Source organism: Steroidobacter cummioxidans, assembly GCF_003104955.1.
The window spans coordinates 123824-147327 of the sequence record NZ_LSRW01000005.1; the positions used below are offsets into that span (position 1 = coordinate 123824).

Genomic DNA, 23504 nt, shown 5'->3' on the forward strand with positions numbered 1-23504 from the left:
TGGTCACAGCCTGAGCCACCCCGCGCCTCTATGTTTCAGCGCACAAAAAGGTGACTCGCGAAGGATCAGCGGGGCCGCTCGCTGCTTTTTTCTCGAGGACCTATGGGTGTCGCTGAGCCCACGCCTGCGCGGCGTGGATATTCATGGATTGCGTATGGACTGGCGTTCGGCAACGCCGGTGGTGCGCGACTATGAGCACGCGACAGTCATCGGCACCCGGCTCGGGCCCCGAGCGACGTATCGCACTCATCAAACCGGCGGCGAGCGAAGAGCAAGCCGGTCATGCCGTGCAGCTGTTCGATTCGGTGCTGTGGGTATTCAAAGGCGCCACTCGCTCGACCTGGGTGACCACGCCGGCCGCGGCGGCCGACATCATCGTCGTTCATCACTCCGAGCCAGCGAACAATCTGGCGCGTTGGCGCAACGAAGGTAAGCACGTCGTCGTGCTCAGCACCGACGAACAGCATCATCCGGCCGGCCCTCGCACCCTCGTTTATCCGTTTCCCGCCGTAAAAGTGCTCAGCATGCTGGAGCACGTGGAAGCAGAGATGGAGAGCACCGCGACTGCTCCTCCACAAATCGCCGTGGAAACGGCGCCCACCCAGGAGCGAGTCGCCAGATCGGGTGCCGATCCCTGGTCATTCGTCGAAGCACTGCGCACCTTGCGCACCGTCAACAACAGCACGATGTGGCTGATGTGCAAAGGATCGCAAGCGCCGTTCCTTTGGATACGCGGCGACGCTGCTTGTTATCACTGCGACGGCGCGACTACCGGTTCCATTCGTGCGGGCGCGCTCGATTTCAGCGGTCTGTCATTGCAGAAAGGCGCGCCGCCGCCGGGCAATGTTCCGGCGCGACCGGGCGACGAATTGTTCTGGTTCGCGACGTATCACGCCAGCACTCAGCTGGCGCCCTGGTTGAACGACAAAACGATTTACCGGCTGATAAGTTGGCCCGATCTCGGCCGATTGCGAGCAAACGATGCGGCCGAGCGAACCGCACAGATCCGTGTCATCGCCGCGCTCGCCGCTGGACCGGCAACGCTCCGCAAGCTTGCAGCGCGCGGACAAACAACCATCGACGCCGCGGCACGCACACTCAACGCACTCGCAAGCTGTGCACTGATTGAAGTCGCTCAGTCAGTTCCGGCCACGCCGAAAGCGACGCGCGTCGAGAGCAGCACGCCTACGCCCGTGGGCGGCCTGAAACAATTCCTGCGCAACATGCGCAAGCATCTGCGACTGGGAGGTCTCTCATGAGCGTCGCATCCGAGCTCAAGATCGTGTTCACCGGCCCGATGGGCGCCGGCAAGACCACGGCGATCACTGCCGTCAGCGACTTCCCGCCGGTTTCCACGGAGATGAGCAACAACGACCAGGGAAGTTTCGCGAAGGAAACCACTACGGTGGCGCTCGACCTCGGTCAGATCGGCCTCGGCGACGGCACCGTCGTGCGGCTCTATGGCACGCCCGGCCAGGAACGTTTCTCCTTCATGTGGGAAATCATTGGCCGGGGCGCCATGGGCGTGATCCTGCTGCTCGATGGCACGAGCCCGAGCGTGCTCGCGGACCTGCAGACTTACACCGAAGTATTCCGTCGCATCGCGCCGGAGCAACCGTTCGTGGTCGGCGTGGGCCGCACGCGCCCGGATGACTACACCCAAGTCGAAGCCTGCATGCGTCTGCTCGAGACGCTGCAGTTTTCCGCTCCCATTTTCAGTGTCGACGTGCGCAAGCGCGAAGACGTGTTGCTGCTGATCGAGACCCTGCTGGCCACGCTCGAAGTGAGTCAGCCCGAGTTTGAACATGAGCCTGCCTAACCAACGTTTCGATGCCGACCTGGTGCGCCTCGGCGCGCATCACCTGGAAGCGTTCGCGTCGGCGAATGCCGATGTGCTGCTCGCCGTGCTCACGTCCGGAGACGGCTTCGAGGTCGCGTCGTATCCGCCGAATCAAGCGATGACGCCGAAGATCGCCGCGATGAGCAGCTCCATGCAGGCGCTGTCCGAAGCGCTGACGCGCGAGGCGGGCCTGGCGAAGAACCGCAATCTGATCATCGAGACCGACAGCGGCACAGTCTTGATCCTCGGTCTCTCCGGCTCGCAGCGCCTGTCGCTGGCCATCGTCGCGAAGAGCGGCGAGCTGCTCGGCAAGCTGCTGTGGGCTTCGCGCAATCTCGGCAAGAAGCTGGAGACGAGCCTGCAGAAATGAGTTTGGCGCGGCCTGCGCGGGACGCGCTGCCGATACTGGTGTGAACGTTTCTATTCAAACGATAGTTGAAGGAGAACGACGATGGCTTCAGTTTCTGAATCTTTGAACGCTCTGCTGCGAACCGACGGCGCGCTGTGCTCGGCGCTGGTGGACGCGAACAGCGGCATGATGCTGGGCAGCGCCGGCACTGGCCTGGACCTCGAGCTGGCCGCCGCCGGCAACACTGAAGTGGTGCGCGCCAAGATGCGCACGATGAAGAGCCTCGGCCTGAACGACGCCATCGAGGACATCCTGATCACCCTGAGCAAGCAGTACCACATCATCCGTCCGGTCGCCGCCAAGCCCGGCATCTTCATGTACCTGGTGCTCGACAAGAGCCGCGCGAACCTCGCCATGGCACGCCGTGCCTGCCAGGACGCGGAAAGCTCGCTGACTTTCTAATCGACCACCTGCGGCGGCAGGCTTTGTCTGCCGCCCGATTCACGGCCGATACAACTTTCGGAGCAGCGTCGCCGTATGGCGGTGATCGATCCCAACGACGACTGCGTGGTCATTCGCGTCGTCTACGACGGCGCGCCGATGGCCGGCAAGACGACCAGCGTCAGAACGCTCGGTCGCGGATTCGGCGCGGGCGTGTATTCGCCGGCGGATCTGAACGGTCGCACGCTCTACTTCGACTGGCTCGATTACACCGGCGGGCTGTTCGAAGGCCGCCGCATTCGCTGCCAGATCATCAGCGTGCCGGGCCAGGCAACGCTGGCCCCGAGGCGTCGACGCCTGCTGGAAAGTGCCGATGTCGTCGTTTTCGTCGGCGACAGCTCGCCCAAGGGTTTCGCAGCCGATCGTCGCTATCTGGTCGGACTGCGCGGCGTGCTGAACAAGATCGAAGGGCCGCCCATCGGCATCGTTCTGCAAGCGAACAAACGCGACCTTGCCGATGCCGTGTCGCTCCAGCAAGTGCGCGGCATGCTCGACGATCTCGAGTTACGCAGCGCCATCATCGAATCGATCGCGACGGAAGGCTCAGGCATTCGCGAGACCTTCGTGTTCGCTGTGCGCCTGGCTTTGGATCGAGTGCGTGAACTCATGCACACCGGCGCTCTCATCACTGCTCAACCCAAGATCAACAGCGCCGAAGATTTGCTCAAGGAATTAAAGCGTGCGGAAAGCAGCGCACTCGACATGGCTGTCGAGTCCGGCAAACCCACGCGGACCCGAATGGGCGACGCACAGTCGGCGTCGCTGGCATCGCAGGCGCTTCAGGAGGTGATGCAAGCCAACATCGATGCGCCCGCAAGCAAGCCCGTCATACACGAGCCGCGCGTTGCAGCGACGGGCACCGAAGAACGCACTCCCGCTCCGCCGGATGAAAAAGTTGCCAGCGGCATGGTCTGGCCGCCGGTCGACGGGCGCTTGATCCTGCACGAAACCAGCTCCGGCCAGGCCCATCTGCAGCGTGACAGCCAGGACGGCTGGACCGGTTCGATCGCCAATCGCTGGTCGCTGCACTCCGCCGCCGACGCCGTGTTCGACAACATTGACGCTGGCCGGGCGGAACTGGTGCAGTGGGCTCGCCAGCACGTGGCCGGCGGCGAACTGCTGTCCAAGCAGCGCTGCATCGTGCTCGCCCCCGATGGACAAGGTCGCTACCGGCTTTGGCAAATCGTCCGTATCGAATCGTCCTTGCGGACCCAGATGGAGCAGGCGTTGCTCGGCGACGCGGGCGTCATCGCCAGTTCGCTGCTGACGGTGGCACGCTCCTTCATGACCATGGCCGAGCGCATGTCGGCCGCAATGTGTGAGCTGCAACTCACGCTCGACCATGTCGGCGCCGCCGGCTCGGCCTATCTCGGCTTCATTCCGCTGCCCTCGCAGATGCGGCCGGCGCGCTCGTGGTCCGCTTCGCAAGCAAGCGAGCTGCTGTTGTCGGAGCTTGCCTTCGCAAGGCCGACACTGCGCGCACGGCGTGGCGATCTGCTCGCCGAGCTTTGGAAGCTCTCGGGTCAGGGCGAAGGCCAGCCAGCGAAGGAATGGCGGTTGTTACAACGTCTCGCTGCGCTCGCCAAAGAGTAGCAATTGCGTTGCAGGCTGTGACGCAGTTGCTCGCTTTTGCGTCGCTTGGTCCGGACACTCTGACGACATATTGAGTCGCAGGGCGATTGTCAGGACCTCCAACCCGGTCACATCAGTCGCCAGCGCGACCTGCCGATAACAAGGACAAGGACGCTCCTTTAGCGCCCGCGATGTGAAATGGAATACGTGTTTCAACAGCTATGGCTCGTGATTGGCCTGACGGCCTTCATCGTCGGTGCACTGTACTGGCGACGCCAGCACATGCCCGCGACGGCCACGCGCACGCCTGCACGTACCCCGGCGCCCATCGTTTATCGCGACTCCCCTACTGTTCGCGTCGCTGACGCGCAGCGCGTAGATCGTACACGCAAGGTGGTTCGACTCCGCGCCGGCGAATCGGTCGACGTGTTGCCCAGTGTCGTCGGCCTGCCACCGCGCTTCCGCATCACTTGTAAGAACATTGTCGAGGGCAGCGATCTCGAAGCGGCTCATATCGTGGTCGAATTCAGCGGTGCACAGCTGAGCTGCGGCCCGCTCGTCCACGAGACTGCCTTCAACGAATTCGTCGTTCCCCGCGCCAGCCGCGATCAGCATCGCAGCTCGGTGTTCTACTATCACGAGCGCGGCGAATCGCTGGAATTCATGCGTATCAAGCTCAAATCGGCCGACCCGGCCAGCGGCCAGGTCGAGCTCGAAGTCATGCAGCTGCACGGCCACTGGCCGGTCCGGTCCGGCGCAGACGAGTAACTCAGCCCTCTTCCACCATCGCGCGCAAACGGTCGATCGCTGCGTCCCATCGCAACGTCAGCAGCTCGATACACTGCTGCGCCTCCTCCAGCTGCGACGATTCGATCTGCCACACGCTGTCGCGGCCTTGATAGACGCTGCTGACCAACCCGGCCTCCTTCATCACCCGTAAATGCTTCGCGACTGCCTGGCGCGTCACGTCGACGTTCGCAGTCAATGTCGCGGTCGATGATGGGCCGGCAGCGGACAGGAAGATCACCAGTCGTAACCGGGTCTCGTCGCCGAGCGCCGCGAACAGCGGCGCCGACGCTTTGAGCCTGAGCTCAGGACGCTTGGCTGACATAGCGCTCCAGATTTTTGACTTGCTCGTCCCAGCCTCGATTGTTCTGCCCGAACACTTTCGCACGCCGCGCGAGTGAAATGTCATCAAAGCCGGATTCGGTGATCGTCAGCAAGGTGCCGCCTTCGACCTCCGCCAGTTTGAAGGCAACCAGTGTCGTTGGCTCTTTGCTGTAGTCCAGCGACGGATCGTGTGCGCCTGGATGCCAGCGCCAGCTAAACAAATGCTCCGGCTGCATCTCCTGCACGAAGATGTCGAAATTGCCGCCCTGCTCCTCGCTGGCACTCACATGCACTTTCGCCCCGGGGGCGAACACACCATCGATCGAATCGCCGCAGAACCATTGGCAGAACTTGCTCACATCGGTGAGCGCATTCCAGACGCGGCTGCGCGGCGCGCGCAGTAAAACCTTTCGTTCGATGCTTTGCACTGATCTCTCCACTGACAACCAATGGGTTGCAATATAACTCCGACCCATCCCACATGCAACCAATTGGTTGTCAGTCGACGAGCTCAGCGAGGGCTCTCCTTATAATGTCGGGATGCCCAAACTCAGCCGCGACTTCTACGCCCGAGAGACCTTGCTGGTCGCCCGCGATCTGCTCGGCATGCATTTGGTACACGCGGGACCCGAAGGCGAGCAGGTCGGGCGCATCGTGGAGACTGAGGCGTACAAAGGACCGCACGACCTGGCTGCGCACTCTTCGCGAGGCCGGACCAAGCGAACCGAGGTGATGTTCGGGCCGCCGGGGCATGCCTATGTGTACTTGATTTACGGGTTCTGGAACTGCCTGAACGTGGTGACAGCCGCGGACGGGACGCCACACGCGGTGCTGCTACGAGGCCTGGAGCCGGTGCAGGGGATCACCTCGACGACCCATGGGCCGGGGCTGTTATGTCGTGCGCTACATATAGATCGCGGCCTGAATGGCACCGACTTGCTGGGCGGCACCTTGTGGCTGGAGAAGCCGACCCGATATCGGCCGCCGAAGGTGGGCCGCGCGACCCGAATCGGCGTGGATTACGCCGGCGACTGGGCCAACAGGCCCTGGCGGTTCTTCGATAAGGATTCGCCCTACGTTTCCACGGTCAGTGCCGCCGTCCGTAAGCGGGCGCTGGCGCCGGATCAGGGAGGTATCCGGGCGAGATTGGCGCGCAAATAGCGTAAGATTCGGCCCCTTTTCCGCAGGCTCATGCGTTCTCGCCGCGGAAGCCGTGATTCGACTGTTTCTCAAATGCAGCCAGCACCCCGCGAACTCTTCTCCTATCGCAAGCACTGGGCGTCCCGCTTCGGGACCGCTCCGTTCCTGCCCATGTCGAAGGAGGAAATGGATGCGCTCGGCTGGGACAGTTGCGACATCATCGTCGTCACCGGCGACGCTTATGTAGATCACCCCAGCTTCGGCATGGCCATCATCGGTCGCGTGTTGGAAGCGCAGGGGTTCCGCGTCGGCCTCATTGCCCAGCCCGACTGGCGCTCGGCGGAGGATTTCGCCCGCCTCGGCAAGCCGAATCTGTTCTTCGGCATCACCGCCGGGAACATGGACTCGATGGTCAATCGCTACACGTCGGACCGACGCATTCGTAGCGACGACGCGTACACGCCGGCCGGCGAGGGCGGCAAGCGCCCGGATCGCTCGGTGATCGTTTATTCCCAGCGCGTGCGTGAAGCGTTCAACGATGTGCCGATCGTGATCGGCGGTATCGAGGCCAGCCTGCGGCGCATTGCGCACTTCGACTATTGGTCGGAGAAGGTGCGGCGCTCGGTGCTGCTGGATTCGAAGGCGGACCTGCTCGTGTACGGCAACGGCGAGCGGCAGATCGTGGAGATCGCGCATCGCCTCGCAAAGGGACAACCGATCGAGCAGATCGACGATCTGCGCGGCACGGCGTTCGTCAGGCATGCGACGCCGGACGGGTGGACAGAGATCGACTCGACGTCGATCGATGAGCCGGGACCGCTGAATCCGCCGATCGATCCGTACGCGGCGAATGACGCGAAATCCAAGGCGGCCATGCAGGCGGCAGCGCATAACGCAGCAGCTGTAGACGTTTCGTCGGATGGCGCCGTGCCCGGAGCAGCGGACGCGCCAGCGGGCGAAGGCGCCAGTGCGCCCGCCTGTGCGACGGCTGCGAAGCAGCCCGTCGCGAAGGTCGTGAAGTTTCATCGGCATGTGCCGACATCCGACCGTTCGCAGTCCGTCATTCGCATGCCTTCGTTCGAGGCGGTACGTGACGACGCTGTGCTCTACGCGCATGCCTCGCGCATCCTTCATCTCGAATCGAATCCGGGCAACGCGCGTTCGCTCGTGCAGCGGCACGGCGACGTCGATGTGTGGCTGAATCCGCCGCCGCTGCCACTGTCGATGAAAGAGATGGACGCGATTTACGAGCTGCCTTACCAGCGCGTGCCGCATCCCTTCTATGGCGAGCAGAAGGGCACGAACAAGATTCCCGCGTACGAGATGATTCGCTTCTCGATCGCGATCCAGCGCGGCTGCTTTGGCGGCTGCACGTTCTGCTCGATCACCGAGCATGAAGGCCGCATCATTCAGAACCGCTCGGAGAACTCGATCATCAAGGAGATCGAGACCATCCGCGACTCGGTGCCCGGCTTCACCGGCGTCATTTCGGATCTGGGCGGCCCGACCGCGAACATGTATCGGCTGGCGTGCAAGTCACGCGAGATCGAGACGGCGTGTCGCCGACCGTCGTGCGTCTTTCCGGGCATCTGCCCGAACCTCAATACCAACCACGCGCCGCTGATCAGTTTGTATCGGCGCGCGCGGGCCTTGCCGGGCATCAAGAAGATCCTGATCGGCTCGGGGGTGCGCTACGACCTGGCGGTCGAGTCGCCGGAATACGTGCGGGAGCTGGTTCAGCATCACGTCGGCGGCTATCTGAAGATCGCGCCCGAGGCGATCGGCGAAGGGCCGCTGTCGAAGATGATGAAGCCCGGCGTCGGCACGTATTACCGCTTCAAGGAGCTGTTCGAGAAGTTTTCCAGGGAAGCGGGCAAGGAGCAGTACCTCATTCCGTACTTCATCGCCGCGCATCCGGGCACGACCGATGAGGACATGCTCGAGCTGGCGCTGTGGTTGAAGCAGAACGGTTATCGCGCGGATCAGGTGCAGGCGTTCCTGCCATCGCCGATGGCGACGGCCACGGCGATGTGGCACTCGGGCAAGAATCCGCTGCGCAAAGTGACGCATTCGAGTGAAGGCGTGCACATTCCGAAAGGCTTGAAGGTGCGCCGCTTGCACAAGGCGTTCTTGCGGTGGCACGACGCGAACAATTGGCCGATCCTCAGGGATGCGCTGCGTCGCATGGGACGCGCGGATCTCATTGGCCCTGGCAAACAGCATTTGATTCCAGCCTGGCAGCCGCTCGGCACGGGTGATGCGCACGAAGGTCGCCGCTCGAAACAATCGCCGCACGCGAGTAAGGCGAGCGCGCCCGCACAGGGCAAGCGAACACCCAACGCGCCGCAGGCAGCGCAGAGCAAAGGCCAGGGTGGCAAGCCGATGAAGTTCCGCACCCAGCACACCGGCCTGAAGGGCGTGCGTCTGCCTCGCTCCAAATAAAAAAAGGCCCACCAGAGGTGGGCCGACTGCAGGGTTGGGGGATCGAGGGAACGGAAACTTAGAAAGCGTGCGTCAGCTGAACCGCGCCCCACAGGGCATCGCGGGAAGCGGGACCATTGCGTAGTTCGGCGGTCTGATAGTGCAGGGCGTAGCTGAGCTGGGTCTGGTCCAGGATCTGCGTAACCACGCCAATCCACGCCTCGGCAAGCAGTGGCTGCACCTCGCCCGAGGTGTAGCGGACCTCGCTATCGCGAAACTGGCCCTGCAGGAACGCGTTGTAAGCACGAGCTTTCACGCGGGCACCGAGAAACACATACAGCTCACGGTCGCCGCGATAGCTCACGGTCGGGACCGGCGCTGCCATGTAGTCAGTCAGCTCCGGCGCGAAGCTCCACCAGGGCGAGTTGAACCGACCGGCACGCAGCGAGATCGAGGCACTGGTCTCGGTGAGGAAGCCGACGCTGCCCTGCACGGTGGTCTTCACATCGACACGACCGCTCGGATCCGCGACCCAGAGGTGCTGGCGGGCGAGGGTGTAGCGCGCCGTCGGCTCGCCGCCCGCGGAGATCTGATGATCATACCCAAGCGGTCTTTCAGACCCGACCAGGTCGTGGACCGCACCGTGCAGACGCTCCGACAGCGACAGGCCCAACACGCCAATTGTCAGGCTGCTGGTCCAGGCGCCGCGATCGTCGGCGTCCACCGTCACCCGGCCGTTCGAAACGAACAGCAGGCTGGCGTACGGACGGTCTTCCGGTTGCACTTCACGGACCAGTGTGTCCTTGGGCGTGAACGCCAACAGGCCGATCTGCCTCGCGTAATGAACGCTCGTGCCCCGACCACGTACCAGCCACTGATCCAAATGACGCAATAAGGGATCGAGTGACAACAAGCCGTCGCGGGCACGCTCGCCGGAAATGGTGATGCTCATGCCGCCGGTGTAGTCGCGATCCTGGTTGTCGCCGGCGAACAGGTCGTTGTCGATCTGCACTCGCACTGCATCAAGGCCAGCGAGCCAACCGATGCGCTGATCGGACACCACGACCTCGGCGATTGCATCCTCGATATCGCTGACCGACGCGATTACGTTCGCATCATCGACCGCCATCACCGGCGTGATTTCGAGTGCAGACAGATCCTGCGCGCGCGCTTCATTGCCAGTAACTACCAATGCAGCGGTGCCTAACGCAGCGAGAGTTACCCACCGCAGCTGTGCTGCCCATCCAATCCTGTTCGTCGTCGCCATAACCTGAGCCTTCCCATTCGCGCTGCGCTGACTGTCACGCTGCCGCTACCTGTTGCTGTTATTCCGTGGGCGTACTGTCGCCAATGCGGCAGCGCCGATAAACGCGGCGAAGGGAATGACATTCATGAATCCCTGGTCATGAATCACACCGCACCGCTGGATTCGCACTACTCATGCGGCAACCCCACCGTCGCTTCGTTATTGCAATCACACTGCTGCAAGTGCACTAATTAACTCGGGCTGCACAGAAATTAGCGGGATGGCGTGAGCACGCTGTTGGCCCAGCCGTGATGACGCCGTGAGATGTCCAACCCACTGATGGGTGCCGGGGGCGAATGGGATTTCGCTTTGCTTAAGGAGCAATGCCTGCTGGGCAATGGAATCTTTCCTGGGGGGAAAGAAAGATGGATAAGTTCACCTGCATGGTGGCGTTGGCGAGAGTGGTCGAATTGGGCAGCTTCGCCGAGGCGGCGCGCCGGATGGGTGTCTCTGCACCGATGGTGACCAAGTACATCGGGCACCTCGAGCATGAGCTGGGCTCGCGCCTGCTGAATCGATCGACTCATTCGCTGAGCCTCACCGACGTCGGACAGCTTTATCACCAGCGTTGCGTTCAGATTCTGGAAGATATCGAGGAGGCGGAAGCGGTGGCCGGCGCCAACAGCGCAGTGCCCCGTGGCTCGCTGAAGATCTGCGTTTCGGGAGCCTTCGATCTATCGCATGTCGGACCGGTGCTGCTGGAATACTCAGCACGCCACAGCGATGTGCGACTGGAAATCACGGTCAGCAATCATTTCGTGGATCTGGTGGAAGAGGGCTTCGATCTGGCGGTGCGCGCCAGTAGCCATCTGCGCACCAATCTCACGACCCGCAAGCTCGCCACATCGCGCCTGGTGGCATGCGCGTCGCCGGCTTATCTGAAAAAGAATCCGCAGCCAGACATCCCGGAAAACCTGCTCCATCACAACTGCCTCGCATTCACCGATACCGCGCCCACGTCACAGCAATGGCGCTTCGAGCGCGAGGGACGCAATTCGGTGGTGCAGGCGTTGGGTACATTGCGCGCGACCAGCAATGAGCTGCTCAAGCAGGCCGCGCTGCGGGGTCAGGGCGTGATCCTGCAACCGACCTTCAATGTTTATCAGGAGCTGCAGGCCGGCACCCTGGTTCAGGTGCTGGCCGACTACGATGCCGGATCGCTGGGCATCTATTTGATCTATCCGCAGCGTCGGTATCTCGCGACCAAGGTGCGCAGCTTCATTGAGCTGCTCGACGGGCGCTGGGGTACGGACCCGGAGGCGGATCCATTCTGGAACGGCAGCGGCGGCGCTTAGCCGCTGCGCTCCAGCTCCCACTGTCCCCACGGCACGCCTGCGCGCACATGGACACCGAAGCCGGCGTGCTCGAAGTGTCGCGTCAGACGCGAGCGATACCAGCTCGCGTCACGCAACGTGATGTTGCTGTCGCTGTTGTTGCGATCGGCGTTGTCGCGCCAGTCTTCTTTCGTCGGGGCATGAAAGTACAAAGCGCCGCGTGACATGCGCGCAAGATTCGCCATTGCCTGCCCGCATTCACGGTCAGACAAGTACTGCATCACGTCATAACAAATGATCAGATCGAAGCGGCCGCGCGGCCGATAGTCGGCCAGCGATTCGTTCACCCAGCCATGCTCCTGGCAGAGGTGCTCGCTGACCTCCAGCCCGGTGTACGTAGCCTCGGGAAAGGCTTCGAGCAGCGGCGCGCGCAACCACCCAAGTCCGCAGCCCGCATCGAGAATTCGCTTCACCGGCAGCTCCAGCTGCTTGACCAGCGCAGCCACCATGCCGGCGCGCCGGGCCATCTCCTCGCGGCTTGTAACCCGCGTACGCGGATTCATATAGAAGCGCTTGTAGAACTGTACGTCGAAACGGTTGGACATCGTGGGCGAACGGATCCGACTCGGGATCCGGAGAGTTTACTTCCCCTATGGGGTGTTCTTGATAGTCCGACGCCCGACCCCACCTAGTTCTGCATGCCTTACCTGGAAATCAACCATGGCCATTCGTAACCCGCCGTCCTGGATGTGGGCCGAGGCCTGCGAAATGCTGGAACGGGCGCAACTACTGCAGCGCCAGTTCTTTCGTTTCGGCAGAGCCTCTGCCGCTCAGCCACTCTGGGAACCGCCCATCGACATTCTCGCTTATGGCAACGAGGTTCATGTCGCCGTGGCGTTGCCGGGTGTTGCCGCTGACCACATCGAGGTCCGCACCGATAGCGGGCTGTTGATCGTCAATGCCACACGCGCATTGCCGGTGACCAGTCGTGCCACTGCGGTCCATCGGCTGGAAATTCCATACGGACGATTCGAGCGACGCATCGCATTGCCCGACGGACGTTATCAATTGCTGGAGCAGGCCTACACCAACGGTTGCCTGTTCCTGCGCCTGGCACAACGCTAAAGGCGGGGTAAGACGTGAAGCCTGGCACCGAAATTTTCATCTACCCCGCGCGTGAAGCAGCCACTGGCCGCAAGACCATGTTTGTTGAACCTCTGCGCCTCCAAAGCCCTGCACGGGCGGGTGGGACAATTCAATGACTACTGACGCAAATCGCAAGAACTCTCAGCAGCCACAAACCAGCGACACCGATTCGCACACCATCAGCGATGACATGCTGGTCATCATTCCGGTGCGCAATCTGGTGCTGTTCCCTGGCACTGTCGTGCCAGTGGCCATCAATCGCGATCGCTCGCTGGCGGCCGCGCAGGAAGCCGTGCGCAACAATCGCAAGGTCGGCTTCCTGTTACAGCATGATCCGGATCTGCAGGCGCCCACCGGCGGCGATCTATATTCGACCGGTACGGTCGCGAATATCGTGCGCTATGTGACAGGCGCCGACGGCACGCATCACCTGGTCGTCCAGGGCGAGCGTCGCTTCCGCGTGCTCGACTGGCAGAACGGTCTGCCTTACATGGTCGCGCGCGTCGAGTACCTGCCGGATCCGACCAACGTCGGCAGCGACGTTGAAGCTCGCGCGCTCAACTTAAAGCGGCTTGCCGCCGAGGCCATCAGCTTGTTGCCGCAGGCTCCGGCGGAGCTCTCCAACGCCATTCAGTCGGTCGAGTCCGCCTCGACGCTGGCCGATCTGGTTGCGAGCTTCATGGATGTGAAGCCGGCCGAGAAGCAGGAGCTGCTCGAAACCTTGGATCTGAAGCTGCGGCTGGAGCGGGTCAGCGGCTTGTTACAGAAGCGCATCGAAGTGTTGCGTCTGCAGCGTCAGCTGGAAGAGAAGACGCGCGACGCAATCGATGAGCGTCACAAGGAAGTCCTGCTCCGCGAACAGTTGCGCCAGATCCGTAAGGAGCTCGGCGAAGAGGGTGAGGCCGGCGAAGAGATCGCCGAGCTGCGCGAAGCCATTGAAAAGGCTGGCATGCCCGATGAGGCCAAGGAACAGGCCGAGAAGGAGCTGAAGCGGCTGGAGCGCATGTCCGACGCCAGCGCCGAGTACTCGATGCTGCGGACCTGGCTGGACTGGATGATCCAGTTGCCCTGGTCCAAGCTGGATAAGGAGTCGATCGAGATCGAGCATGCCCGCAAGGTGCTCGATGAAGATCACTTCGGCCTGGACAAGATCAAGCGACGCATCGTCGAGTATCTGGCCGTGCGCAAGCTCAATCCGCAGGGTCGCAGCCCGATCCTGTGCTTCGTCGGCCCGCCGGGTGTGGGTAAGACATCGCTGGGTCAGAGCATCGCGCGCTCGCTGGGCGTGAAGTTTGCGCGGGTCAGCTTGGGTGGCGTGCATGACGAAGCCGAGATCCGCGGCCACCGTCGCACGTACATCGGCGCGCTTCCGGGCAACATCATTCAGGCGATCCGCAAGGCGGGCACGCGCAACTCGGTGCTGATGCTGGACGAGATCGACAAGCTCGGCGCCGGCATCCAGGGCGATCCGTCGGCGGCGTTGCTGGAAGTGCTCGATCCGGAGCAGAACAACACGTTCCGCGACAATTACCTGGGTGTGCCGTTCGATCTGTCGAAAGTGGTGTTCATTGCCACGGCGAACATGCTCGACACCATCCCCGGCCCGCTGCGCGATCGTATGGAAGTGATCGAGCTCACCGGCTACACCGAGGACGAGAAGGTGGAGATTGCCAAGCGCTACCTGGTGCGGCGTCAGCTGGAAGCGAACGGCTTGAAGCCGGAGCAGGCATCGATCACGGACGAGGCGATTCGCCACATCGCGCGGGATCACACTCGCGAGGCTGGCGTGCGCAATCTCGAACGGATGATCGGCGCGGTGCTGCGTAATGTGGCGGTAAAAATCGCGGAAGGCTCGATCACGCAACAGACGGTTGATGTCGACGACCTCATGGGCATTCTCGGCGCTCCGCGCTTCGAGAACGAAGTGGCGATGCGCGTCAGCGTGCCTGGTGTGGCGACGGGCCTGGCGTGGACGCCGGTGGGTGGCGACATCCTGTTCATCGAGTCGACGCGCATCCCTGGCAACGGCAAGCTCATTCTGACCGGCCAGCTCGGCGACGTGATGAAGGAGAGCGCGCAGGCAGCGTTGTCACTGCTGAAGTCGCAAGCAGCGCGACTCGGCATCGATACGACGGTGTTCGACAAGAGCGACGTGCACATTCACGTGCCCGCCGGCGCGATTCCGAAGGATGGCCCGAGTGCGGGCGTATCGATGTTCACGTCTCTGGTCTCGCTGTTCACCAACAAGACGGTGCGCAGTGACCTGGCGATGACCGGCGAGATCAGCTTGCGAGGCCTGGTGTTGCCGATCGGCGGCGTCAAGGAGAAGACGGTGGCTGCGCATCGCGCGGGTATCCGCAAAGTGCTGCTGCCGGCGCGCAATCGCAAGGATCTGGAGGACGTGCCGAAGAGCGTGCGCGATGAAGTCGAGTTCGTGTTCTGCGAACGCGTCGATGACGTGATCCGCGAGGCCCTCGACATCAAGTTGAACGTGACACAGGTCAACGCGGCGGCCTGATAGCGCCCCTGAAAAGTGCGGCGGGTGAGCGTCACCCGCCGCGCTGAACCCGTCCTTAACTCTCGCGCCCCAACGCTCCGTAAGGGGCTGGCACGCGTAATGCACCCAATCAGCATGAATCGCATTGCAAGATTGGCGCGAAGGGAGTAATCAGTGAGTCATGTTCCGCACTCAACCGAGTGAGATGCGCAACTCAAGCGCGTTCCAGCGTCGCATTCCGCGAGCTGCGCGGCTCTTCATTATTCCTTCTTTATTACCGCTGCCGACCTTTGTGGTTCGGCGTCGTGCGCGGACGCACCTGCTTGGCGCACATGGTTACGGAACATGTTCGGGTATGGATCAGTCTTTGAGTGTGGGTTGTCGGCAATTGCCAGAGGCAATGACGAGTGAAACCCTCAGCATCTCGCGTTGGTCTACGGAGTATGCTGGTTACGAATTAGACAGTGTGAACTGCCTTCGAGAGCGCACTGTCGTAACAGGTATATAGAACCCGCAGGTTGCGGGACAGATTTCGCATCTGGCCTATCACCTGCTGATTGGAGGGCGGTTCGATGACGTCAGACAGCCCCAGAGGAAGCTCGCAACGCGGCGAGAGCTTCGTCGAGGCCTTGAGCGCCTACAGCCGATTCCACCGTGCCCAGCACTGGTCGGGCACGTTCGGCGAATTCCTTCGCACCGTCGTTCCAGGCAACGCGCGGCAACTGGCGCGGAGCAGCCACGAATATCTGTGGGACATGCTCAACTGGTTCGGCAAAAACTCCCCGGGTGTCAATGGCAACGCCACTGGCAACGGGACCGGCAATGGCACTGGCGAGGGTGCAGGCTCCAAGGAGTTGTTCAAACGCGAGCTGTTCGGCATCGATGAGCCGCTCGGCCGCATCGTCGATTATTTCAAGGCTGCTGCCGCGGGCTCCGATGTCGGCAGACGCTTGTTACTGCTGCTAGGCCCGCCGTCGGGTGGCAAGTCCACCATGGCCATCCTGCTCAAGCGCGGTCTCGAGGAATACAGCCACACCGATGAAGGGGCCATGTATGCCTTGCAGGGCTCGCCAATGCACGAGTCGCCACTCAATCTCATCCCTGCAAGCCTGCGCGCGGAGTTCCGCGACACCTATGGCGTGGAGATCAAAGGAGAGCTGAGCCCGTGGGCGCGCGATCGCCTGGAGCGCGAATTCGAAGGCGACTTCCTGCGCATGCCCGTCGAGCGCGTCTTCCTTTCAGAAGCAGCGCGAGTGGGCGTGGGTACCTATGCACCACACGACCCCACTACAGCAGATCTCGCGGACCTGGTCGGTTCCGTTGATCTGTCCAAGGTGGCGCAATTTGGTGACGAAGGCGATCCACGCGCCTGGTCGTGGTCAGGCGCGGTGTACGCCGCCAGCCGCGGCGTGCTGGAGATGATCGAAATCCTGAAGGTGAAGCGTGAGTTCCTGTATCTGCTGCTGACGCTGACGCAGGAAAAGAACGTAAAGGTGTCGCGCTTCCCGCTGATCTATCTGGATGAGACCATTCTGGCGCACACCAACCTGGCGGAATTCCATAAGTTCCTGCAGGAGAAGGAGAACGAGGCGCTGCTCGACCGTATGGTCATCGTCAAGGTGCCTTACACACTGTCCTACTTCGAGGAATCGCGGATCTACAACAAGCTGGTATCTGCAGCGCCGGCGTTTCGCGACGTACATCTGGATCCGCATGCACTGAAGCTGGCCGCAGTGTTCGCCGTGTTGACTCGTCTGTACAAGCCGGAACGCGAAGGCTTGGACATGTCGAAGAAGCTGCGCCTGTACGCAGGCGAGAGCGTGGAAGGCTTCCCGGAGACAGAGATCACACGCTTGCGCGCCGAAGCGCCCGAGGAAGGTCTGACAGGTGTCAGTCCCCGCTTTATCGTGAATTCGATTTCCAACGCGATCACGCGCACCGACAAGAAGAGCCTGACCAGCATGGAAGTGCTGCTCGCGCTCAAGGACTCGATCGAAACCGATGCGCGCATGGATGCGAAGGCCAAGAAGTTGTGGATCGATTATCTGGTACTGGCACGCAAGGACTTCTACAACCGCTGGGTGAAGGAAGACGTGCACCGCGCGCTGTTCGCTTCGTTCGAAGACGAAGCCCAGCAGTTGCTCGATAAGTACCTGGATGAAGTGGAGGCCTCGCTGGATCACCGCGAAGTCACCGATCCAATCACCGGCGAGTCGCGTCCGGCCGACGAGCGCTTCCTGCGCTCGGTGGAGGACAAGATCAAGGTATCGGAATCGGGCAAGCTGACATTCCGTCAGGAAGTGGTGCGCAAGGCCATGGTGGCGTACAAGGCTGGTGAGAAATTCACCCTCAACAGCCATTCGCGCATGCGCGAGGCCATTGAACAGTACCTGTTCGAGGAGCGGCGCGACGTGCTGCGCCTGGTGACATCCGCGGCGCGGCCAGACGACGAAGCCCGTAAGAAAATTTCCGCGGTTCAGGATCGCCTGACCTCGGAGTACGGTTATGACGAGCACAGCGCCAAGGAAGCGCTGAGTTACGTGACGACTTTGCTGGCTCAGGAATGAACCGGAGCGCGCTTTGAGGAGTAGTCTGTCTAAAGATGGACGCTGGGCAGGATGCCCGAATGCAGTGGGCACATGGATGTGCAGGAGCTGCGCCACAACGCACTCACCAGGAGTACTGTAGTAGCAAGGTCGAATGAGACGGGGGTTGCGAGCGACATGAGCGACAACGCAACAGGCACCGGAAGTAGCGACTCCGGCAATCGCAGCCCGGGCGAGGCCGGTTGGTACGATCTCTTCTCGCGCGGCGCGAGAGACTGGCTGCGTCACAATGACAAGGTGCGCGATGCCGTGCGCCAGCATCTGCCACAAATCGTGGCAGGCGCCGACGTGCTCACCGGTGGTGCAAGCACGGTGCGCGTGCCGGTGAAAATGCTCGAGCATTATCGTTTCCGGCTGCGCAATTCCAACGAGCAACAAGGCGTCGGGCAGGGCCAGGCCAAGCCCGGCGATCGCATCGGCCGGCCACAGCAGGACAGCGAGAATCAACGCGGTCAGGGCGGCAATGAGGACGGCGGCGTGCAATACACGCTGGAGTTCCGCATCGACGACATCGTCGATTGGCTGTGGGAAGAAATGCAGTTGCCGAATCTGGAAGCCAAGGCCGGCCGCGCCAAGGAAGACGACTGGACACGCGAAGGTTGGGATCGGCGCGGCGCGCGCTCTCGACTCGATCGGCGGCGCTCCATGAAGGAATCCATCAAGCGTCGTGGCGTGCAAGCGGCCAGTGGTGGTGCCGAGCCACCTTCGTTCACGGATGAGGATCTACGATATCGCCAGCTCGCCAAGCGTGAACAACCGGCGATGCAGGCCGTGGTCATCCTGTTGCTGGACGTCTCCGGCAGCATGGGCGAGCGCGAGCGGCAGATCTCCAAGACCTTTTTCTTCTGGGCCATTCAAGGCTTGCGGCGCCAGTACCGTCATCTGGAACTGGTGTTCGTCGCGCACACCTCCGAGGCCTGGGAGTTCGAAGAGGATGAATTCTTCAAAGTCACAGGCACCGGCGGCACGGTCGCATCGGCGGGCTTGAAGAAAGTGCGTCAGATCATCGACGAGCGTTACAGCCCGAGCCAGTACAACGTTTATTTGTTCTACGCCTCCGATGGCGAGAACTTCCCGTCCGATCAACCGCAGGCGCAGGTCGCGCTGGAAGAGGTGTGCGGCGACTGCAATTACTCCGGCTTCCTGGAAGTCGCGCCGCTGGCCGGCTCGGCGCCGGATAGCGAGATCGGCAGACTGTTCGTCGACCTGTCGCGGGATGACGATAGCGTCGGCGCGTACCGCGTCAGCGGTACCGATGACATCTGGAATGCCGTGCGGCATTTCTTCACCCACGCCTCGCAAGGTTCCTAAAGACCCCATGCCCGAACCGATGCACACAGAAGATTGGCAATCCCACATCTCGCGCATCGAACAGCTGGCTCGTGCGCAGGGATTGAAGTACCACCCGGTCGAGTTCGAGGTGGTGCCGGAAAGCTTCATGACCGAGATCGCCATCTACGGTCTGCCGGTCCGCATGCCGCACTGGTCGTTCGGCGTTCGTTACATCTATCAGTTGATCCAGCATCGCATGGGCCTGTCGCGGCTGTTCGAAGTCGTGTTCCCCGGCAATCCGGGCCGTGCCTATCTGGCCAAGAGCAATAGCGCTGCCGAGAACGTGCTGGTGACGGCACACGTGCTCGGTCATGCCGATTTTTCCGCGAACAACATGCTGTTCCGTCGCAGCCAGGAGCAAGTCGGCGAGCACATCGTCGAACAGGCCGCCGCCCATGCGCGCCAGATTGCGATGGCCATCGAAGAACACGGCTTGGAACGTGTGGAGCTGGTGCTCGACGCGGCGCTGTCACTGGAGCAGCACATCGACATCGACCAGGGCCTGCGCCGGCCGCGCTATCCTGAAACGATTGCGGAGCGCGCCGCGCCAGCGAACGATGAGTTCGCCAAACGTTTCGCCTCGCTCGGACCGGATACCGCGCGTCCCGTGCACAGTGGCCCTGCGAGGAAAGCGCCGATTCCGCCGCATCCCGAGTCCGACCTGCTGTGGTTCATCGCTCAGTACGCACCCGACATGGAACCGTGGGAGCGGGACATCTTCCTGGCGGTTCGCGAAGAGTCGTTTTATTTCTATCCCGTCTTCGCCTGCCAGATCATGAACGAAGGCTGGGCTTCGTACTGGCATGCACGGCTGTTGCGAGAAGCGGATTTTCTGCCGGCGGCCTCTTATGTGGACGCGATCAAATGTCACTCGGATGTCGTACGGCCGACCGCGAGTGGCGACAACGTGGCACTCGCGACCAATCCGTACCACCTGGGCTTCTCGATCTGGGAAAAAATCGTGGAGTCGCAGGGCCTGGAAGCCGCTCGCCGGATCATGGCGGAAGACGATGACTTCTCGTTCGTGCGCAACCATCTCACTCATGAGCTGGCCACGGAGTTGAAGCTGTTCCGATTCAAGGGCCCGGCTACCGGCACGCTGACCGTGCAGGATATGGATCTGCCCATGCTTCACGAGGCGCTGCTACATCCGAAGTACGGCTTTGGCGCGCCGAGAGTGAGCGCCGCTCGGATTCATGTGGATGGCAAGCTCGAGCTGGTGCACGACCATGTCACCGATGGCCGCGGGCTCGATCCGGAACGGGCCAGGAAGGTATTGGAGTATGTCGCCAGAGTGTGGCGCCGTCCGGTGAGTCTGGCCACCGTCGACAACGATCAACGCAGCGTCGAGATTTCCGTCTCGCCCGGCCTGACGCCGAGCTTCACGCGCTAGCAGCGACTGACTTTAGCGGGCAACTCAGGCCGCAGACGCTGACAGGAACCGCGCCTTGTAATCCTGCACGAACGCTTCGAGCGAGCGCGGCGGACGGCCGGTCACGTCCTGAACGACGGTATTGGGCGGCACGTTGAGCATGTTCGAAGCACATGCGTCCCAGTACTCCAGCTTCGCTTCAATCATCACCGGCGACAGGCCTTTACCCTGCAACCAACCCCGAGCTTCGTTGGCGGTGATGTCGTGGTAGCGAACCGGCTTGCCGAGAATATGACTGAGCCTGTCAGCGATTTGCGGAAAGCTAAGCGACTCCGAGCCGGTCACCGTGTAGATGCGCCCCGCATGCGAAGGATCTTTCAAAGCCGCGACCGCCACGGCAGCCACGTCCCGGGCGTCGACCCAGCTCCAGGCATTGGAGCGGAACGGGCCGGCAATCAGGCCCTGCTGGGCAATCGTGGGCGCGAATTCGAACAGCAGCTGGAGCATGTAAGCCGGACGCAATCGAGTCACGGCCACGTCCCGACAAGCGGTCACGCCGCTTTCGGCCTGCCCCAGCCAACGCAGCATGCGGGCACAACACATCTGTGGATTGGCACCGACGCCCGACAGCTGGACGAAGCGTTTGACGCCGGCCGCCTTGGCGGCATTGGCCATCTTCAAATGGTTTTCGGCGATGTGTGGGGAATATCCCGAGGCCAGAAACGCCGCCTCGACACCTTCGAAGGCGCGTTGCAGACTGCTAGGGTCCTCCGGATCGGGGCGCACTGCCTCGATATTGGACGCCTTGATCGGCAAATCCACGGGTTCCTGCAATAGCGCACGGACGGCCACGGGCTGATTGGCTAGCTCGGCGAGCACTGCTCGGCCTACATGGCCCGTTACGTCCGTCACCAGAAACATCGTTCAATCCCCCAGTAGCAGGTCTTGATCAAGGGTTGCGAAATTGGGCGATACATTAAGCAAGCTTCACACTACGGTAAACCACCGCGGCAGCAAAAACTTCGTGCGTTACGGTCATCAATGGAGGGCCTACAATGCACCCACGCCACGGGTTCCGTGACTGCAGGGAAAGAATTCTTTGAATGAACAATTTCAGTGACATCGTAGCCTTCGTGCGTGTCGTTGAAGCCCACAGCTTCGTCGCCGCCGCACAGACGCTAGGTATGTCCCCTTCGGCGATAAGCAAGGCGGTCAGCCGCCTGGAGGAACGCCTGGGGGCGCGCCTGCTCAATCGTACTACCCGCTCGCTGAGTTTGACCGACTTGGGCACGGGCTTCTACGAGCGCTGTCGTGAAGCGCTCGGTCAGCTCGACCAGGCGGAAAACGAGGTGTCGGAATCTCGGGGCGTTCCGCGAGGCAAACTCCGCGTGGACGTGCCCATCTCCCTGGGCCGCAAGATCATCGTGCCCGCCTTGCCGCGATTCATTGAACAGAATCCCGAGCTGACGGTGCAGATGAGCATGAACGATCGCGTGATCGATCTGGTGCAGGAGGGCATCGACGCGGCCTTGCGTGTCGGCAATCTCAGCGACTCCAGCCTGATCGCACGACGCGTCGGCAATCTACGCGGCGTCACGTGCGCGTCGCCTGAATACATCGAGCGCATGGGCGGAGCCCCGCAGACCCCGGAAGACCTCAAGCCCGAGCAGTGCATCGCCATGTTCCGGCCCGGCAGCAACCAGATTCGTGACTGGATGTTCCGCAAGAACGGCGTCGATCACAGCATCATTCCGGCCGCGCCGCTGTCGTTCAGCGATCCCGAATCCGCGGTCGCCGCGGCCGTCAGCGGCGCCGGCTTTGTGCGCACGCTGGATTTCACGGCCGAAGCGCAGATTGCCTCAGGATTGTTACAACCGGTGCTGGAAGACTGGAACGACGGCGCCTGGTGGCCGGTCTCGGTGGTCTATCCCCAGCATCGCCAACCGACGGCCAAGATCCGCGCCTTCATCGAATTCGTGAGCGGCTTGTTCCCACAGGTCACGCCCGATCGAATGGCGGCCAACGGTGCGGGCACCGATGCGGCTGCGGCACGTACGACGCGCATGGCGGCGGCTGCGCCGCCTTGATTCGACCAAGCCCGGATAACGATAACTCATGAAGCAATGGGCAGCGGTCCTGTGCCTCCTGTCATCGGTGGCGCTGGCTGAAGATTTGAAGGCGCCGGCTGAGTGCGCATTCACGAATTTCACGGCTCCGACGGATCTACGCATTTACGCGGCGGGCGGCTATTCCGGCCGGCGATTGGGCTATGCAATCGATGAAAGCGGACACGAGGCGACCAGCTTCGACATCACCGTGCACAGCCCTTCGCAGCATGTCGCCCTCCTGCTCGGCGCCTACGAGCCGAGTGTCTGGAATATCCGATGGAGCAAAGGCACGCAGATCGTGGCAGTGATGATCTCCGGTTACCACCATCAGGCGATCGCCGGACTGGAAGAGTCGGTGCCGGTTTTGAAGAGCAGCTATGACGATCCAGGCCCCTGCGGATATTTCTATGTGAGCGGCACGCAGAGCGCTTCGGTGAACCCCATTGCCCGCAAGCTGTTCCAACAGCCGGTCGATCAGATGTTCCCCGGCTATGGCGACGGCGAGATATTGGTCGGCGATTCGTTGTCGGCAGGCTTGGAGTTGTTAACGGGCACTAGCCCGCCAGAATCGCCTCGCGATCGCTATGCAGTGTTGTCGGGGCAAGCGGCTATCGATAGCGCCGTCGCAAAAGGGTTGCTTCGCCCAGCGACGCCCGCCGATGCGGACGCCTGGGTGGTACTCGGGAGGGCAAACACGCCGAAGCCCGCGTTGTACAAGGCGTATGTCGTGCTCGCGCCATTCAGCTATCCAAGCGGCCTCGTCGGTGAAGATTCGGTGAGCTTCTTCGTTCTGCGCGGCGGTCCTCGGCCCTCGGGCAACCCGGGCCAATCGATCGTTTACGATTTCAACTCGATGACGTGCAGTGGACCGAGGTGTGGGCGCTGACACTCACGGCTTCGGGAACATCTGATCAATTGGCATTCCTCGCC

The 23504-nt window shown here is 62.1% G+C and carries 21 protein-coding genes; 16 read left to right on the forward strand and 5 right to left on the reverse strand.

Features of this window, described 5'->3' with window-relative positions; all coding sequences use genetic code 11:
* Positions 1 to 191 precede the first annotated feature (191 nt).
* From D0550_RS04230 to D0550_RS04255, 6 genes are all read left to right on the forward strand, one after another.
* Complete coding sequence (locus D0550_RS04230) at positions 192 to 1259, forward strand: hypothetical protein (RefSeq protein WP_116807860.1); 1068 nt, start codon at positions 192 to 194, stop codon at positions 1257 to 1259.
* A complete protein-coding gene (locus D0550_RS04235) occupies positions 1256 to 1819 on the forward strand; it encodes a GTP-binding protein (RefSeq protein WP_116807861.1) in 564 nt (187 codons plus the stop codon). Before D0550_RS04230 ends, D0550_RS04235 begins: the two co-directional genes overlap by 4 nt.
* Positions 1806 to 2210: a roadblock/LC7 domain-containing protein gene (locus D0550_RS04240; protein WP_116807862.1), complete on the forward strand. Its 405-nt coding sequence runs from the start codon at positions 1806 to 1808 to the stop codon at positions 2208 to 2210. The genes D0550_RS04235 and D0550_RS04240 overlap by 14 nt, the downstream gene beginning before the upstream one ends.
* 81 nt (positions 2211 to 2291) lie before the next feature.
* Positions 2292 to 2651: a hypothetical protein gene (locus D0550_RS04245; protein ID WP_116807863.1), complete on the forward strand. Its 360-nt coding sequence runs from the start codon at positions 2292 to 2294 to the stop codon at positions 2649 to 2651.
* Between the two features lie 75 nt (positions 2652 to 2726).
* Complete coding sequence (locus tag D0550_RS04250) at positions 2727 to 4283, forward strand: GTP-binding protein (RefSeq protein WP_116807864.1); 1557 nt, start codon at positions 2727 to 2729, stop codon at positions 4281 to 4283.
* Positions 4284 to 4460: 177 nt separating this feature from the next.
* Complete coding sequence (locus D0550_RS04255; RefSeq protein ID WP_116807865.1) at positions 4461 to 5030, forward strand: hypothetical protein; 570 nt, start codon at positions 4461 to 4463, stop codon at positions 5028 to 5030.
* Between the two features lies 1 nt (position 5031).
* On the opposite strand, the gene D0550_RS04260 is transcribed toward D0550_RS04255, so the two are convergent.
* Both D0550_RS04260 and D0550_RS04265 read right to left on the reverse strand, forming a co-directional pair.
* The gene (locus D0550_RS04260; protein ID WP_116807866.1) at positions 5032 to 5373 is read right to left on the reverse strand and encodes an ArsR/SmtB family transcription factor; all 342 of its coding nucleotides are present in this window, start codon (positions 5371 to 5373) and stop codon (positions 5032 to 5034) included.
* Positions 5354 to 5800 carry an SRPBCC family protein gene (locus D0550_RS04265; protein WP_206606082.1) on the reverse strand — a complete coding sequence of 149 codons (447 nt, stop codon included), beginning with the start codon at positions 5798 to 5800 and terminating at the stop codon, positions 5354 to 5356. Before D0550_RS04265 ends, D0550_RS04260 begins: the two co-directional genes overlap by 20 nt.
* A 112-nt stretch (positions 5801 to 5912) precedes the next feature.
* On the opposite strand from D0550_RS04265, the gene D0550_RS04270 reads away from it, so the two are divergent.
* Both D0550_RS04270 and D0550_RS04275 read left to right on the forward strand, forming a co-directional pair.
* Complete coding sequence (locus D0550_RS04270) at positions 5913 to 6533, forward strand: DNA-3-methyladenine glycosylase (protein ID WP_116807868.1); 621 nt, start codon at positions 5913 to 5915, stop codon at positions 6531 to 6533.
* A gap of 72 nt (positions 6534 to 6605) precedes the next feature.
* The gene (locus D0550_RS04275; RefSeq protein ID WP_116807869.1) at positions 6606 to 8954 is read left to right on the forward strand and encodes a YgiQ family radical SAM protein; all 2349 of its coding nucleotides are present in this window, start codon (positions 6606 to 6608) and stop codon (positions 8952 to 8954) included.
* 58 nt (positions 8955 to 9012) lie between these two features.
* Here D0550_RS04275 and D0550_RS04280 read toward each other — a convergent pair whose 3' ends face one another.
* Positions 9013 to 10200, reverse strand: coding sequence for a lipid A deacylase LpxR family protein (locus tag D0550_RS04280; protein ID WP_116807870.1), 1188 nt, complete (start codon positions 10198 to 10200; stop codon positions 9013 to 9015).
* 404 nt (positions 10201 to 10604) lie between these two features.
* Here D0550_RS04280 and D0550_RS04285 point away from each other — a divergent pair, with 404 nt between their 5' ends.
* Positions 10605 to 11534, forward strand: coding sequence for a LysR family transcriptional regulator (locus D0550_RS04285; RefSeq protein ID WP_161965629.1), 930 nt, complete (start codon positions 10605 to 10607; stop codon positions 11532 to 11534).
* Here D0550_RS04285 and D0550_RS04290 read toward each other — a convergent pair.
* Complete coding sequence (locus tag D0550_RS04290; protein ID WP_116807872.1) at positions 11531 to 12118, reverse strand: class I SAM-dependent methyltransferase; 588 nt, start codon at positions 12116 to 12118, stop codon at positions 11531 to 11533. The two genes, D0550_RS04285 and D0550_RS04290, sit on opposite strands and share 4 nt — an antisense overlap.
* A 115-nt stretch (positions 12119 to 12233) precedes the next feature.
* On the opposite strand from D0550_RS04290, the gene D0550_RS04295 reads away from it, so the two are divergent.
* The 5 genes from D0550_RS04295 to D0550_RS04315 all read left to right on the forward strand — a co-directional run bounded on the left by D0550_RS04295 (position 12234) and on the right by D0550_RS04315 (position 20487).
* A complete protein-coding gene (locus D0550_RS04295) occupies positions 12234 to 12638 on the forward strand; it encodes an Hsp20/alpha crystallin family protein (protein WP_241520716.1) in 405 nt (134 codons plus the stop codon).
* Between the two features lie 133 nt (positions 12639 to 12771).
* Positions 12772 to 15177: an endopeptidase La gene (gene lon / locus D0550_RS04300; protein ID WP_116807874.1), complete on the forward strand. Its 2406-nt coding sequence runs from the start codon at positions 12772 to 12774 to the stop codon at positions 15175 to 15177.
* A gap of 551 nt (positions 15178 to 15728) precedes the next feature.
* Positions 15729 to 17723 carry a PrkA family serine protein kinase gene (locus tag D0550_RS04305; protein WP_116807905.1) on the forward strand — a complete coding sequence of 665 codons (1995 nt, stop codon included), beginning with the start codon at positions 15729 to 15731 and terminating at the stop codon, positions 17721 to 17723.
* A 156-nt stretch (positions 17724 to 17879) separates the two neighbouring features.
* A complete protein-coding gene (locus tag D0550_RS04310; RefSeq protein WP_116807875.1) occupies positions 17880 to 19073 on the forward strand; it encodes a DUF444 family protein in 1194 nt (397 codons plus the stop codon).
* Positions 19074 to 19080: 7 nt separating this feature from the next.
* The gene (locus tag D0550_RS04315) at positions 19081 to 20487 is read left to right on the forward strand and encodes a SpoVR family protein (RefSeq protein ID WP_206606083.1); all 1407 of its coding nucleotides are present in this window, start codon (positions 19081 to 19083) and stop codon (positions 20485 to 20487) included.
* Between the two features lie 24 nt (positions 20488 to 20511).
* Here the strand turns inward: D0550_RS04315 and D0550_RS04320 are convergent, their stop codons facing one another.
* Entirely contained in the window at positions 20512 to 21387 is an 876-nt protein-coding gene (locus D0550_RS04320) for an NmrA family NAD(P)-binding protein (RefSeq protein ID WP_116807876.1), read from the reverse strand.
* Between the two features lie 182 nt (positions 21388 to 21569).
* Between D0550_RS04320 and D0550_RS04325 the strand changes: the two genes are divergently transcribed.
* Entirely contained in the window at positions 21570 to 22553 is a 984-nt protein-coding gene (locus tag D0550_RS04325; RefSeq protein WP_116807877.1) for a LysR family transcriptional regulator, read from the forward strand.
* A 28-nt stretch (positions 22554 to 22581) separates the two neighbouring features.
* Positions 22582 to 23460 carry a hypothetical protein gene (locus D0550_RS04330; RefSeq protein ID WP_116807878.1) on the forward strand — a complete coding sequence of 293 codons (879 nt, stop codon included), beginning with the start codon at positions 22582 to 22584 and terminating at the stop codon, positions 23458 to 23460.
* Positions 23461 to 23504: the final 44 nt, after the last annotated feature.

Excerpts from the sequence above, each read along its gene's own strand:
- D0550_RS04230 (WP_116807860.1), top strand. The coding sequence starts at position 192 with ATGAGCACGCGACAGTCATCGGCACCCGGCTCGGGCCCCGAGCGACGT.
- D0550_RS04235 (WP_116807861.1), top strand. The coding sequence starts at position 1,256 with ATGAGCGTCGCATCCGAGCTCAAGATCGTGTTCACCGGCCCGATGGGC.
- D0550_RS04240 (WP_116807862.1), top strand. The coding sequence starts at position 1,806 with ATGAGCCTGCCTAACCAACGTTTCGATGCCGACCTGGTGCGCCTCGGC.
- D0550_RS04245 (WP_116807863.1), top strand. The coding sequence starts at position 2,292 with ATGGCTTCAGTTTCTGAATCTTTGAACGCTCTGCTGCGAACCGACGGC.
- D0550_RS04250 (WP_116807864.1), top strand. The coding sequence starts at position 2,727 with ATGGCGGTGATCGATCCCAACGACGACTGCGTGGTCATTCGCGTCGTC.
- D0550_RS04255 (WP_116807865.1), top strand. The coding sequence starts at position 4,461 with ATGGAATACGTGTTTCAACAGCTATGGCTCGTGATTGGCCTGACGGCC.
- D0550_RS04260 (WP_116807866.1), bottom strand. The coding sequence starts at position 5,373 with ATGTCAGCCAAGCGTCCTGAGCTCAGGCTCAAAGCGTCGGCGCCGCTG.
- D0550_RS04270 (WP_116807868.1), top strand. The coding sequence starts at position 5,913 with ATGCCCAAACTCAGCCGCGACTTCTACGCCCGAGAGACCTTGCTGGTC.
- D0550_RS04275 (WP_116807869.1), top strand. The coding sequence starts at position 6,606 with ATGCAGCCAGCACCCCGCGAACTCTTCTCCTATCGCAAGCACTGGGCG.
- D0550_RS04280 (WP_116807870.1), bottom strand. The coding sequence starts at position 10,200 with ATGGCGACGACGAACAGGATTGGATGGGCAGCACAGCTGCGGTGGGTA.
- D0550_RS04285 (WP_161965629.1), top strand. The coding sequence starts at position 10,605 with ATGGATAAGTTCACCTGCATGGTGGCGTTGGCGAGAGTGGTCGAATTG.
- D0550_RS04290 (WP_116807872.1), bottom strand. The coding sequence starts at position 12,118 with ATGTCCAACCGTTTCGACGTACAGTTCTACAAGCGCTTCTATATGAAT.
- D0550_RS04295 (WP_241520716.1), top strand. The coding sequence starts at position 12,234 with ATGGCCATTCGTAACCCGCCGTCCTGGATGTGGGCCGAGGCCTGCGAA.
- lon (WP_116807874.1), top strand. The coding sequence starts at position 12,772 with ATGACTACTGACGCAAATCGCAAGAACTCTCAGCAGCCACAAACCAGC.
- D0550_RS04305 (WP_116807905.1), top strand. The coding sequence starts at position 15,729 with ATGACGTCAGACAGCCCCAGAGGAAGCTCGCAACGCGGCGAGAGCTTC.
- D0550_RS04310 (WP_116807875.1), top strand. The coding sequence starts at position 17,880 with ATGAGCGACAACGCAACAGGCACCGGAAGTAGCGACTCCGGCAATCGC.
- D0550_RS04315 (WP_206606083.1), top strand. The coding sequence starts at position 19,081 with ATGCCCGAACCGATGCACACAGAAGATTGGCAATCCCACATCTCGCGC.
- D0550_RS04320 (WP_116807876.1), bottom strand. The coding sequence starts at position 21,387 with ATGTTTCTGGTGACGGACGTAACGGGCCATGTAGGCCGAGCAGTGCTC.
- D0550_RS04325 (WP_116807877.1), top strand. The coding sequence starts at position 21,570 with ATGAACAATTTCAGTGACATCGTAGCCTTCGTGCGTGTCGTTGAAGCC.
- D0550_RS04330 (WP_116807878.1), top strand. The coding sequence starts at position 22,582 with ATGAAGCAATGGGCAGCGGTCCTGTGCCTCCTGTCATCGGTGGCGCTG.